This window comes from Sphingomonas sp. 67-41 (assembly GCF_001899725.1).
GTDB lineage: Bacteria > Pseudomonadota > Alphaproteobacteria > Sphingomonadales > Sphingomonadaceae > Sphingomonas > Sphingomonas leidyi.
Window position 1 is genome coordinate 21,116 of sequence record NZ_MKWJ01000027.1, and the last position, 13,143, is coordinate 34,258.

The 13,143-nt window shown below is 63.1% G+C and carries 12 protein-coding genes and 1 pseudogene; 1 reads left to right on the forward strand and 12 read right to left on the reverse strand.

The genetic code is table 11. The annotated features are described in order from the left end of the window. Positions 1-8: 8 nt before the first annotated feature. The 7 genes from BGP17_RS20060 to BGP17_RS20090 form a co-directional block, all read right to left on the reverse strand. Positions 9-608: a hypothetical protein gene (locus tag BGP17_RS20060; protein ID WP_037522680.1), complete on the reverse strand. Its 600-nt coding sequence runs from the start codon at positions 606-608 to the stop codon at positions 9-11. After that, on the reverse strand, positions 605-1,333 hold the full coding sequence (locus BGP17_RS20065) for a HupE/UreJ family protein (protein ID WP_051887056.1): 729 nt from the start codon (positions 1,331-1,333) through the stop codon (positions 605-607). The genes BGP17_RS20060 and BGP17_RS20065 overlap by 4 nt, the downstream gene beginning before the upstream one ends. Positions 1,334-1,859: 526 nt before the next feature. Beyond that, positions 1,860-5,093, reverse strand: coding sequence for an efflux RND transporter permease subunit (locus tag BGP17_RS20070; protein ID WP_017501059.1), 3,234 nt, complete (start codon positions 5,091-5,093; stop codon positions 1,860-1,862). After that, positions 5,090-6,241, reverse strand: a complete 1,152-nt coding sequence (locus tag BGP17_RS20075; RefSeq protein ID WP_017501058.1) for an efflux RND transporter periplasmic adaptor subunit — start codon at positions 6,239-6,241, stop codon at positions 5,090-5,092. The genes BGP17_RS20070 and BGP17_RS20075 overlap by 4 nt, the downstream gene beginning before the upstream one ends. Further along, positions 6,238-7,503: a TolC family protein gene (locus tag BGP17_RS20080; RefSeq protein ID WP_026109157.1), complete on the reverse strand. Its 1,266-nt coding sequence runs from the start codon at positions 7,501-7,503 to the stop codon at positions 6,238-6,240. The genes BGP17_RS20075 and BGP17_RS20080 overlap by 4 nt, the downstream gene beginning before the upstream one ends. Before the next feature lie 58 nt (positions 7,504-7,561). Beyond that, positions 7,562-7,939 (reverse strand): hypothetical protein, encoded by a 378-nt coding sequence (locus BGP17_RS20085; protein WP_037523075.1) that lies wholly within the window; start codon positions 7,937-7,939, stop codon positions 7,562-7,564. A gap of 57 nt (positions 7,940-7,996) precedes the next feature. Further along, the gene (locus tag BGP17_RS20090; protein ID WP_017501055.1) at positions 7,997-9,331 is read right to left on the reverse strand and encodes an MFS transporter; all 1,335 of its coding nucleotides are present in this window, start codon (positions 9,329-9,331) and stop codon (positions 7,997-7,999) included. Between the two features lie 104 nt (positions 9,332-9,435). On the opposite strand from BGP17_RS20090, the gene BGP17_RS20095 reads away from it, so the two are divergent. Continuing rightward, entirely contained in the window at positions 9,436-9,705 is a 270-nt protein-coding gene (locus tag BGP17_RS20095) for a metal-sensing transcriptional repressor (protein WP_017501054.1), read from the forward strand. A gap of 249 nt (positions 9,706-9,954) precedes the next feature. Here BGP17_RS20095 and BGP17_RS20100 read toward each other — a convergent pair whose 3' ends face one another. From BGP17_RS20100 to BGP17_RS20120, 5 genes and pseudogenes are all read right to left on the reverse strand, one after another. Then, positions 9,955-10,278: a DUF7673 family protein gene (locus BGP17_RS20100; RefSeq protein WP_017501052.1), complete on the reverse strand. Its 324-nt coding sequence runs from the start codon at positions 10,276-10,278 to the stop codon at positions 9,955-9,957. Positions 10,279-10,378: 100 nt separating this feature from the next. Then, complete coding sequence (locus BGP17_RS20105) at positions 10,379-11,080, reverse strand: hypothetical protein (protein WP_017501051.1); 702 nt, start codon at positions 11,078-11,080, stop codon at positions 10,379-10,381. Positions 11,081-11,452: 372 nt separating this feature from the next. After that, a complete protein-coding gene (locus BGP17_RS20110) occupies positions 11,453-11,731 on the reverse strand; it encodes a hypothetical protein (RefSeq protein ID WP_017501050.1) in 279 nt (92 codons plus the stop codon). Further along, a complete protein-coding gene (locus BGP17_RS20115) occupies positions 11,728-12,762 on the reverse strand; it encodes a deazapurine DNA modification protein DpdA family protein (protein WP_017501049.1) in 1,035 nt (344 codons plus the stop codon). The genes BGP17_RS20110 and BGP17_RS20115 overlap by 4 nt, the downstream gene beginning before the upstream one ends. After that, positions 12,759-13,112 (reverse strand): annotated as a pseudogene (locus BGP17_RS20120) (hypothetical protein); the annotation flags it as partial. The pseudogene BGP17_RS20120 and the gene BGP17_RS20115, both read right to left, overlap by 4 nt. Between the last annotated feature and the right edge of the window lie 31 nt (positions 13,113-13,143).

Here is a 13,143-nt window from a genome sequence, read left to right on the forward strand (position 1 = left end):
TCAACCGTTCAGGGCTTGGCAGCAAAGCTGGAGAATTCGCCGGTAGCGGTCACCGTGATGGTGACGGGCTTGTCGGTGCGGTTGCGCCAGTACCAGCCATGCGTGCCGTCGAAAGGCGCGCGGAATGAGCCGTCGGCCTTGGCGGCGGTCCCCTTCTCATAGCTGGAATACTGGTCCGCAGGCGCACCAAACTCCTCGCCATGCAGCTCGAAGCGAACCTCCGCGCCATCGGTGTGCCAACGATAGACGAGGGCTTCTCCTGCCTTCATCGTGGCTTTGACCTCGCGGCCCTCATTGGGTTTGAGCGTCAGCGACACGGTGACCGGTTGGCCGACAGGGCGCGACGCCTGGGCCTGCTCCGGAGTCGCCGGCACAGGCAGCGCGGGTTTTGTCGCAGGTGCTTCATCCCGGTGCTCCGCCTGCTTCACCTTTCCCATCTCGGTAAGGCCAAGCATTCCGCCTACGCCGGTTGGATCGTAGCCATACTCGGCGGGAAGAACGATGGTCACCAGAAGAGCGGCCGCAGCGCCAAGGGCGATCAGTGTCGCTCGATTGAGCTGGCCAAGGCTTGGCAGTTCACCGGGTTGCGGGGTGTGGGGACGGGTCATGCGGGATCTCCGATGAAGTAGCCGGCGAGCTGGTAGCCGGTGAGAAGGAAGCCGGCCGTCATGAGGACAGTGTTGGCGGCAAAGGCGTTGCGGTTGAAGCTGGCGGTGCGCCGCCAGTATCCCATGAGGATCAGGATGGCGGAGAGTGCCAGGATCTGTCCCATCTCCACGCCCACGTTGAAGGCAAGAAGGTTTGCGATCAGCCCGTCGGACGAGAGCGAGAAGTCCTGGAGCTTTGTCGCAAGACCAAATCCGTGGAAAAACCCGAACACCAGAACGGCGATTTTCGTGTTCGGCTGAAGGCCGAACCATCGCTGGAACGCGCCCATATTGTCCATCGCTTTGTAGACGACGGACAGACCGATAACGGCGTCGACGAGATAGGCGCTGACATGGGTTCCAAGTACGACCCCGGCGATCAGCGTCGTACTATGCCCGATCGCGAACAGCGTGACGTAAGAGGCGACCTCCTTGAGACGATAGAGGAAGAAGATTACGCCGAAGAGGAAGAGCAGATGGTCATATCCCGTGACCATGTGCTTGGCGCCCAGATAGAGGAATGCGCCGATCTGCGGACCGGTGGTCTGCTCGATATAGCCCTTGTCGCCTTCTGCAACGCCGTGCGCGATGGCTGCGCTGGTGAGGCAGAAGGAAAGGGCCAGCAGGACTGCAGCGACGGGCGCCGCTGGTCTGGCCAGTTTCAGTTTCATGATAATGAAGTCCATTTTGGCGCCCGCCAGGAGCGCTCGATGTCGTGTTTCCGCCGTCTTTGTGGGATGCGGGTCGCGAAATGCCTTGATCAGGCATTTCTCGGGGGCTGAAGCAGCGGCGGCAGCCTCATGGAGGCTGGAGCGATTTGATCAGCACGCTCGACGCAGACCGTCGATTGCAGCCGCACCTCGTCAAAGCATAGGCTACCCACCTGATCCGCAACCTGATGGACATGGGCTATGCCGGGGTCTTCCTGCTGATCTGAGGCTGCGTCCTGATGGCGAGTGGCTAAGTGGACGTGGTGGCAGCCGACCGCGCGCTGACTATGACGGTGATCAGCCGAAAATGTTGGCGAGCCATGCGACGCGAGCAGGCTTGCTGCGATGAAGTACGTCAGAAGTCTAACCAAACGCATGGTCGGTAACCTTTCGCCCGGCCGCATCCGGCTGCTGCCAGCCGGTTGCGTCGGGTGTGTTGGAAGGGTGGGGCGAGCGGCGCCGGGAGCAGCGGGCCGCTGACAGTGGGCCCGCCCAGCCTCGATCAGCTCGGTTGAACCGCTGCGACCACCTCGACGGGCTTCGGCCTCGGCCTCCAACGCGCTGCCAGGGCAGCGATCGCCGGCAGGACCAGAAGGGTCAGCGCGGTCGAGGTGATGAGGCCGCCGATGACGACGGTCGCTAGCGGTCGCTGCACCTCGGCGCCCGTGCCGGTAGCAAGGGCCATGGGCACGAAGCCGAGGCTGGCGACCAGAGCGGTCATCAACACCGGACGGACCCGTTCCATGGCGCCGATGACTATAGCATCGATCGGCGCGACGCCCTCCTCGCCATGCTTTCGAATGGCGCTCATCATCACCAATCCATTGAGCACAGCGACGCCGGAAAGGGCTATGAACCCAACGGCCGCAGTGATCGAAAAGGGAATGCCACGCACAAGCAGCGCGAAAACCCCGCCAGCGAGCGCCATCGGCACCGCGCTGAAAACGATCGCGGCCGGAACGAAACCGCCAAGCGCCATATAGAGGAGAGCGTAGATCGCAACGAAGCAGATGGGTATCACGATCAGAAGCCGCAGCCGTGCCGACTGAAGACTTTCGAAGGTGCCGCCCCAGGCGGTGTACATGCCTGGCGGAAGGTCAATCTGACCGATCTTCTGTTGGGCCTCGGTGACGAAACCGCCCAGGTCGCGGCCCCGGACATTGACCTGCACGACCACCATGCGTTTGCCGTCTTCGCGGCTGATCTGGTTGAGACCCTGCGTATAGCTGAACCGCGCAACTTCCCGCAACGGGATGGAGCGCGCGATCGCGCTGCCCTCGCGGGGCAGCATGACCGGTATGGAGCCAAGGGTTTCCAGATCGTCGCGCTTGGCGTCAGGCAGGCGAACGACGACCGAGAACCGGCGATCCCCCTCGAACAGCAGACCGGCCTCGCGACCACCAAGCGCGGCCGCAACGGTATTGGCGACTTCTTCAACCGAAAGACCATGACGCGCTGCGGCTTGCCTGTCGATTTTCACGTCAAAGGTCGGCGCCCCATCGGTCTGTTCGGCGCTGACGTCTCCGGCGCCCGGTATGGTGCGCAGAACGGCCGCGATCTTGCGGGCCTGATCACTCATGGTATCGAGATCATCGCCATAGAGCTTGACCGCGACGTCCGCGCGCACGCCCGCGATGAGCTCGTTAAAGCGCATTTGTATGGGCTGCTGGATTTCGGTGCGATTACCGATCAGCGGCTTCATGCGCGCCTCGATGCGCCTGAGGATATCTTCTTTGGATTTAACGTCGGCAGGCCACTGGCTCTGCGGCTTGGGGATGACATAGGTGTCCGAGGCATTGGGCGGCATCGGGTCCGTACCAAGGTCTGCATTGCCGTTCTTCGAGAAGACGAGTTCGACCTCGGGCAGGGTTTTGAGCGCGTTCTCAATCTGCAGCTGCATCTGCGTCGATTGATCGATCGATGCCGACGGCACTCGGAAGTTGGTGACGGTGATGTCCTTTTCGTCGAGCTGCGGCATAAACTCCTCGCCCAGGAGCCCGAAGCAGAAGATCGACGCGGCGAAAATGGCGATCCCGCTCGCCACGAACGGGATCGGCCTTGCGACCGCGTTGTCGAGCATTGGTGCGTACTTCCGCTTGAACCAGCGGATCGGCTTCACTTCGGTTTCGCTCACCCTGCCCTTTACGACGATCGCGATCATGGCCGGTATGAAGGTGATCGAGAGCACGAACGCCGAAGCGAGAGCAAGCATCAGCGTCGTCGCCATCGGCGAAAACGTCTTGCCCTCCACGCCTTCGAAGGTGAGGAGCGGCACGAAGACTAGGAAGATGATCAGCTGCCCGAACACGGTGGGCCTGACCATCTCCTGCGCGGCCTCGCGCGTTTCCTCCATGCGTTCTGTAAGGGTCAACAACCGCCCTTGGTGCTCCTGTCGCTCGGCCAGGCGCCGCAATGCGTTTTCGACAATGATGACGGCGCCATCGACGATGAGCCCAAAATCGAGGGCGCCAAGGCTCATCAGATTGCCCGAAACGCCGAGCGCATTCATGCCTGAAGCCGTCATCAGCATCGTGATGGGTATGACGGCCGCGGTGATAAGCGCGGCACGGATGTTCCCCAGAAGGAGGAACAGCACAACGATGACGAGCAACGCGCCCTCGGTAAGGTTCTTCTCCACCGTCCAGATCGTCGCATTAACGAGCTTGGAGCGATTATAGACCGGCTCGGCAAAGACGTCGGGCGGAAGAGCTCGGTTGATGTCGGTAAGCTTGTCGGCAACCCGGGTCGCTACCACGCGACTGTTTTCGCCGACGAGCATGAGGATCGTCGAGATCACGGCCTCGGAGCCCATGCGACTGCCCGATCCGGTGCGCACCGCGCCCCCGATGACAACTTCGCCGACGTCGCGCACACGCACTGGCACCCCTGCGCGCGTGGCGACCACGGCTTCCTGGATGTCGTCGATCGATTTCAGGCGGGCATCGGCTCGCACCAGGAAGCTTTCGCCAGCTCTGCGCACATAGTTGGAGCCTGCGGAAAGGTTGGCGCGCTCGAGCGCGTCAGCGAGCTCCATGATGGAGAGACCATAGCTGGCAAGCGCATTGAGGTTCGGCTCGACCAGATATTGTTTCACATAGCCGCCGTTGGAATCGACCCCCGCAACGCCTTGCACGGTGCGCATCTGGGGGCGGATGATCCAGTCCTGTACGGTACGCAGATAGGCGGCCTTGGCGAGTTCGGTCGTGAGGCGCTCGCCCTCGGGGGTCAGATAGCTTCCGTCAGATTGCCAGCCCGGCCTTCCATCGGCGGTCTTGATGCCTTTGCCGTCGGGGTGACGGAAGGCGACGGAATAGAAGAAGATTTCGCCGAGGCCGGTGCTGAGCGGCGCCAGATTGGGCTGGATCCCGACCGGCAGGCTGTCTTTGGCCTGGGCAAGCCGTTCCGTCACCTGTTGCCGGGCGAAGTAGATATCGGTGGAATCCGTGAAAACCGCGGTGACCTGGCTGAAGCCGTTGCGCGAGAAAGACCGCGTCATCTGCAGGCCTGGAATGCCCGCAAGCGCTGTCTCGACGGGGAAAGTGACCTGCTTCTCGATGTCCACGGGTCCGAGCGTCGGCGCAAATGTGCTGATCTGGACCTGTCGATTGGTGACATCAGGAACGGCGTCGATGGGCAGCTTGGTGATCTGCCAGGCGCCGAAGGCAATGATCAGCAGCGTCAGAAAGGCGATGAGCCATCGCATTTTGACGGAAAGGCTGAGGATCCGCGCGATCATTCCGCCGTCTCCTTCTCGAGTTCCGCCTTGAGAAGGAAGGCGTTGGTTGTCGCGATCATCGTTTTGGCCTCAAGGCCGGCGCCGATCGCGACCATCCCGCCACTGCGCCCCGAGACCTGGACATCGCGCGCGACAAAGCCTTTTGAGGTGCGCACGAAGACGACTGTCCGGCCCCCCAGCGTCTGGACCGCTTCCTGCGGGATCGTGACGCCGGCACTGCCACCTCGGCCGCTTGCAAAAATGCGGGCCTCAATCATCTGGCCTGGCGCGATCGCTTCACTCGCTCCCGCAGGCGCGATGATGATCGTTGCCTGCCGGGTGGTGCCGTCCACCGTCCCTGTGCTCGAGCGAACGCGGCCGGCTATGGTCTTCCCCTCGGAGGTGATGAGTTCCACGCGGTCACCAGGCCTGATCCGCTGGGCGTCGGACGCAGGGACGCTGGCTTCGATTTGCATGCCGCGAGGGTCTGCGGCGCGGAAGAGCTCGGTTTCAGCCTGAACGTAGGATCCAAGGCTGGCGGTCGCGCTGGTAATGCGCCCGGAGACCGAACTCACGACGGCGACGGAGCGCCCGTCCCCGGAAACGCGTGCCGCGCGCGCCGCCGCGTCGGCCTGTTGCAGCTCGGCTCGCGCAACCGCGAGCGACGCCTCGGCGGTTTCATAATCGGCCCGGGGGGAGACCCCTTGTGCAAGAAGCGACTTCTCGCGGGCCAGCTGACGCGCGGCAAGCGTCGTCCGTGCAGCTGCGACACGGCGGTCGGCGGAGATCGATGACGCATCGCGGCTTTCGACCAGCGCTACGGTTTCGCCAGCGCGCACTGCGTCGCCGATCCTTTTGAAGATACGGGTAATCGTGCCCGCTGCACGAGCGGTCAGGACCGCTTCACTGTCAGGTGTGGATCCGACGGTTGCACTGGCGAGGACGATCTCTGAGAGGCTCGTCGCAGAAGCGGGCGCAACAGCGATCTTGGACTCGGCGATGCCATCGGCCGTAATTGCGACCGTGTCGACCGGACCGGCTGCCACCTGCGCGTTAGTGACAGGTGCCTCGGCGGTCGGCGCTGTCAGGCGCGCAATGCCGAAGCCGGTTCCGGCGGCGAGGACCAGACCGAGTGCGGCCCCAATGTAGAGGTTTTTTGAAGAGATCATTGGATGATGTCCCCGGTAATGGTTTGGCCCTGAAGGCGAGCGAGATTGGCACGGGCGTCGAACTGCGAGGCGCGAGCGTCGAGCACGACCCCGCGCGCGACAGCGAGAGCCCGGCGAGAAGCGATCAGTTCGATGAGAGGGGACTTGCCCGCCTCATAAGCGATGCGCGCGAGGCGGTAGCCTTCCTGCGCGGTAGCAAGGGTTCGGTCGGCGGCGGCCGAGCGCGCATTCGCCGCCTCGTTCATCGCCAGTGCTCCGCGGATCGCGGCATCGATCTCGAGCCGTAGCGCCGCTTCCCTTGCCTGAGCGCCTCGCAGCTCAGCCTGCGCGGCATCGATATTACCGCGATTGCGATCGAACAGGGGAAAGGGCACGGTTAGTCCAGCGACCAGAGCATTGGCCTTGTCGATTTCCAGTCGCCGCACACCCAGTGATATTGTGACATCCGGCACAGCCTGGCGCCGCGCAAGGGTCACACGCTGCGAGGCAGCCTCGGCTTCTGCTTTGGCCGTCAGATAGGGCGGCGCCGAGGAAGCATCGATCGGCCCGGCCTCGACCCGTGACCAAAGTCGGCTGAGCAAGGGATCAGCAAGGCTGGTATAGGCCTGGCCTTGGCCCGCGAAAGCGGATAATCGGGCATAAGCGCCGGTTTTCTCCGCTTTTGCGGTATCGACAAGGGCCCGCAAGGCGTTGGCTTCGGTCTCGGCCTGAAGGCTTCGTAGACGCGCTTCCTTGCCCGCATCGACGAGCGCGACCGCGACCTTGAGGTCCGCCTCTGCCTCGCTGACGGCAGCTTGCGCAAGCTGTATCCTACGATCCGCGATCTCCGCTGCGGCATAAGCGCGCGCCAGCTCATAGGCATAAGCAAGCCGGCCCTCGCGGGTGCGCAGCTGTGCCGCTTCGACGCCGGCAAGGCCCGCCGCGATCCGGGCTGAACGCTTGCCGCCCAGTTCGACAGGCTGATTGATCTGGAACGTGTTTTCGGATCGTCCGAACCCATCATAGGGGCTTTGTCCGAACACATTCTCGGTCATTACGCTGACGGTGGGGTTGGGCCGAGCGCGCGCCTGGCGCGCGAGGCCCTCTGCTCGTTCGACCTCTGCGTCCAGTTCGACCTGGCGCGGAGCGTTGCTGGTCTGCCGATAGAGTTCGGCAAAGGGAGGCGCGACCTGCGCGCGCGCAGCCGGAACGCCAGCCAACAGGCAGGCGGCGGCCATGGCGGCTACGGCACGAGGCGGTAGCCAGCCAGGAAAGGCTGTCATTTTGATATCCTCGAAAGATCATGATCCGATTGGGCTGCGCGCTATCGCGCAGGCGGGATCACGCTTTCGGAGGCCTCAGTAAGGAAGAGGGCGAGATCGAAGCAAAAGCAATGTCGGATAGAACCGACCAGCTAGCCGAAGCAGCGAAGAATGCCGCCGGCAGTCCCGCGCCCGTAGGCAGCGCAGCACCTTGATGGACCGCGTGTGCCGCGACGTGGACAGGATCGGTACGGTCCTGTCTGTCCTCGGGCGCATGATCGTGGTGATCCTGCTCGGTCAGCATTGTCTGCGCGGCAACCGAACCATGCGGCAATGAGATGTGCCAGGTTGTGAGCAGCGTAACGCTGAACATGGCCAGCACGCCCAGAAGCGCGCAAAGGCAATCCTGCCGATGACGCCTGTTCTCAAGCAGAAAGGATGAGGCCACTCTCCCCATGAACGCTACTCTATATCCCCCCTGGGGGTTATGCAAGTCGCAGTCAGTAACTCCATATTATTGCGGCCACCTGGGGTGAAGATCGTCGACGACAAAAACGTGGCCGTCGGACGTCCGATGATCTTCGCGCATATGCGGGTGCTCGGGTGGGAGATCAGGGTGACTATGCGCCAAAATGTCGGGATCTTCGGCAGGCCACAGGAAGCGAGCGCCGATGACACCCGCATGCGCCAGAACTGATAACACGACGAAAGCCAGTATCTGATCGCCGCCGGCTCCGAGTTGCCCGGCGAGTGGGTAGCAGATGAGCCAGCATCCATGGCTGAGGGCAAACTGCGCGGCAAACAGTGCCGGTCGATCTTCCGCCTTGGCCGAGCGTTTGAGGAGTCGGCCCGAGGGGGTGACGCTCATTGAATAAGCAATGCCCATGGCAAACCATCCGGCGAGCAGGGCATACCAATAGCTGGAGTGCCCGCCGATCCAATAGGTTACCACGGCCATGATCGCCAAAAGCCAGGCAAGCATGGCGCCGGACATAAGCATGATCACTCGGTCCGAGACCCGGTCGAGGATTCGCGGCAAGGTGAAGGCCGCCAGAATCGAGCCCGCGCCGAACGCAGCGAGCGTCAGGGCGACCTCCTGTTGTCCTAGACCAAGCTTGTCCCGCACGATAACGACGGTGTTGACGATGACCATCGAGCTGGCCGCTGCCGAAGCAAGCGTCAGGGCAAGCAGACCGCGCAGGCGGGGCGTGCGCAGGTAGAACCTGACCCCCCGGGTCGTCTTGGAATAGACCCCCTGCCCTGCAGTTTGCTGCTTGGGAGCGCGCGGGAGAACCGTCGTCACAACGAGGAGCGCCGAGGCGATGAAGCCGATCATCGTCCCGGAGAAGAGCCAATGGAAGTTGATTAAGGTCAGCAGCCCCGCAGCGAGGATCGGGCTGATCAGGCTTTCCATGTCATAGGCCAGTCGCGATAGCGACAAGGCCTTCGTATAATCGCGTTCGTCCGGCAGGACATCGGGAATGGTCGCCTGGAAGGTTGGGGTAAATGCAGCCGACGTCGATTGCAGAACGAAGATGAGGATATAGATCTGCCAGACCTCGGTCACGAACGGCAGGCTCAGGGCAACGCCCGCCCGCAAGAGGTCCATCGCAACGAGGAAGCTTCGCCGGGGTAGCCGATTGGCATAGGCCCCGACGACCGGGGCAACGCCGATATAGGCGATCATCTTGATCGCGAGGGCCGTTCCAAGCACCGCTCCGGCCTCACCCCCGGCAATATCATAGGCGAGCAGACCCAGCGCGACGGTCGCAAGGCCCGTACCTAGCAGGGCAATGACCTGAGCCAGGAGGAGATGGCGATAGGTACGGTTCGCGAGGACCGAGAACATCGAGCTTTCCTTGAAAGAATCATCCCCCCGGGGGGATATAATTGGCGGTTGAGCTATCCTCCTGGGGAGGATATGTAAACCTGGTCAGCAAGCCAGCAGGTTCCATGTCCGAGCATCGTCACGAAACACATCCTGCGATCGTCAAGCGTCTGAACCGCGCCGGCGGGCATCTGCGCAGCATTGTCGAGATGATTGAAAACGAGCGCCCATGCGCCGAGATCGCGCAGCAGTTACATGCGGTCGAAAAGGCGATCGCGAGCGCCAAGAAGACGTTGATCAACGATCATATCTCTCACTGCCTGACGCATAGCGACGAGCCCGACGGCATTGTCACCGCGGTTGAGGCGTTCCGGAACATTTCAAAATATCTGTAGGGCCGTAAAAGGCTACGCCCTGCTCGATCGCCGCCGTCTGGGCCCGAGATGATCGGCGGAAACGTCGAGGTCTATGGCAAGCTGCTTGAGGATTTTGCTCGCGCCCAGGCGTTCGAGACCGTCCAGATGGGGATTGCGCGCCAGGAGCGCGAGGCGTGAGCGGACCAGCTGCGCCGCGACACGCAATGTGTGAGGGTCGAGTTCAGGCTCAGGCAAGGCTCGGTCTCCCTATATCGGCGTGAACCGTCGTTACGCGGCCTCGGCGCTGGTGCGCGAAAGCGTCGCCCAGCGCTCAACAATGACGACCATCTCAGCGCGGTATCCCAGGCTGTCGATGTAGATGGCGCCATCATGCTGCCCCAGAAAGCCGATGACCGTGGTGATGTCGCCCGCCACATTGCGGTCGAGGCCAAACAGATCGGCAATTGGGAAATCGCCAAGGTCTGGGCCATTCCACCATGCCATGAGGAAACGCGCGACGCGGGCAGACTGCCCGGTGTCGCTGCGCGCGAGATCGAGAAGGCGCTTAAGCGCCGCGATCATCGCCGGATGGTCGATCTCGATCCGAGTCACACGCACCTCCGGTATAGCTTTGCCGTGTCATACTACATCGGCCGAAATAGCCCTAGTCCAAGCTGCCTGCCGCCCGAACAACAGGTGAAGAAACTGCCTGTTATGTCCCGCTGAAGAGGTCAGCATTGCCCGCCAAGCGCGTTGCGCCGCCGAACCTACGCAGAGCGAGGGTCATTTCTTCCCGAAGGCGCGCCTTACTGGAGATCCAAATGTCCGGGGCAAGCGGTTCGCGCGCAGCCGTTACATAGCCCGTCGCCAGGGATCCGTCGGTCAGCATCATATGGATCAAATGCCCTCGCTGCGACGCCGGGCCTGCATAGCGTACGACAAACTCACCCAGCTTGGCCGAAAGGCCTTGGGCGACCTTTGACCAGCGAATATGGCCGGCGCCGATGTTGGTTCCGGGCGCGCGACCCCGGTCGAGCCAGGTGCGCAGATGGGCGCGTTGCTGGAGCGGCGAGTTGCGCGTCCGCGCCATGGTGCGGCATAGCGGGAACATGGCGGAGAAGGCATCGATCACACGCAGATAGTCGCCGTGTGCGCTCACCAGAATGTCGTCGAACTGCCGCCCCGCGAGCAGGGCGGTGATCGCGTCGCACTGTGACGGGTCCGAGATCAGCTCATCAGCACGCGCAGGCGTCAGGCACGCACTATCGGCCTCGGCCTCGACGCCGGCCAGGGTGAAGCCGGCCCGCGCCGAAAGGAGGAGAATTGTGAGGTCTTCACGTCCGCCGGCACGGGCGAGTTCGAACGCGCTTGGCGCAGAACGTTTGGACCTTTCTGTCAGTGGAGTCCTGTGCATGTCGGGCGTGCTCAGAACCAGGAGGCGGCGCGGCCATGATACTGGCGGTGCCTGATCGCTAGGGGCAGCCCACTGGCTTATTGGAAGGCGGCCTGACTGACGATGGGCAACGCCAGCGGCTGTCCCTGTTGCCGGTTCGGCCACTCTATTGGCACGCCGCGCGGCGTCGAACAGATCCGAAGGATCGCCGCCACCGTCCGCAAAACCGCGGTCATAGGCCTCGACGAGTGACGGGGCCGGTTTGTCGGCTCTATTGGGCAGAGGGGCCCTGTGAGGCCAACCGGCATGGGCAGCATACCAGCCTTGTGCAAAGTTCACCGCGCTGTCCCAGTCGAGACCATGGAGATCGGCGCCCCGCAAAATGGCCTGCTCCTACAAGCTGGCCTCGCCATGCTCGACCCGTCGCCTGACGAACGAGAAATTGGTGCGCTGCCGTTCGGCCTCGGTGCGGGCTCTCGCGGCCTCAGTAATCGGTCGCATGGCCGCGACGCGCTCGCGCGTGCGCGCCATTCGCTCTTCCAGCGGGGCGTTCGCCGGAAGATCCGGGAAATCTCTCCAGGCGGCTGCCAGCGCCTCGGCCTCGGCGGGGGCCCGCCCCCGCGCGATCCATGTGGCCGCCTGCGTGACAATGAAGGATGGCGCGTTTGTCATCGCAAGGCACCTGCGCTGTGCGACCTATGGGAAAGCGCCTGCGTCATCAGGTCCGCAGCCCAGGGCTCAATCCAGGCTTGGGTGAGCGCATCGTGCTCAAGATCACCGGTCTCTATCAGCGACCTGATCTCTCGCCGGGCCTGGGCGATCGCTGCGTCCCAGGGATTTGTTGGCGTTGCCTGCAGGATGGGCCGCCGCGGAGCGAAGGTCGTTCGCCCCTTTTCGGTCAGCCGCGCCTGTTGCGCGCGAAGCCAGCGTTCAAGATGGTCGGCGACCATGATGTCGGATTTGGGGACGCCACGCCGGTACGCATCCCGCCGCGCGGCTATGCCATAGGCCTGGGAGTCGATCGATGCGACACGGGCGGAGAAGGCGGTGAGGAAAGGGAGCGCTGCCCCTTTGACGCCGAAGGCATGGAGACGAATTCCCGCCGGAAGAATGGTATCCAGATGCTCGATGACGGCCATGAGCCCCTCTGGTCCATGGATGTCGCGCCGACACATACTGCCGACGCCGATGATCGTCCCGGGGACAAGCGACCAGGCAAGCGCATCGACACAGCGTTCATAATCCTCAGGCGTGCGCCCCTGAATGACGGGCATGAACCGATCGATGATCCCAAGGTCCATGGCACGCGCCCGGCAATCACGGTTTGCCCGAATGGTTCTGGATATGCGGTCGAGGATTTCCTCGCGATCCCTCGCAATCTCAGGTTCGACGCAATAGTCGAGACTTGCGAAGCGCCGGAACGGGTATGCGGCCGCCAGGGCCATATACTGGTCCACGCTCCAGGGGATCCCGCCATAGCGGGCCGCGCAGACGAAGCCCCCGCTGTCGAGGTCCACGCTCGGCAGACCCGATGCGTTGTCCAGCTGGGCTGTCTTCCAGCCACGCCACTGGGCCCACCCCGCTTTGCGCGTCCAGCGCGATAAGGCATTGGCCGAGATCAGCACCGGTTGCTGGAGCAGCCGCGCTCGATCCAGAATCGCGCCCGCCGACAGATGGGGCAGGCCAAGGATGATCTCGATCATGTTGCGGGCCTCATCGGCACGCCCGTGCCCACGTCCCGCGCCCGAAAGCGCTCGAGCCACGAGGCGAAGGCGGGCCGGTCTTCAAGCGGAACCATGGCGGCGGCTTCCTGGAAGAGAATGAGCGAGCGCGGCGCATCGAGGATGATCGCATCGACCTCGTCCGGTGGCAGCAGCCCCTCCCGCCGGATAAAATCAGTCATTCGTCCCGGGCGGGTTTTTGTGGCGCGGCGCCAGAGCCCTTCGACGGTTTTCAGTCGCGGCGCCGCCCGCGCCTCGACCAGCACGATCAGGCGCAGACACCAGGCAGGAAGCGCACGGACCTCTTCGGGCTTCATCGCGCCGCAGATGAATTATGTCGCCATTGAGACGATTCATTCTCTT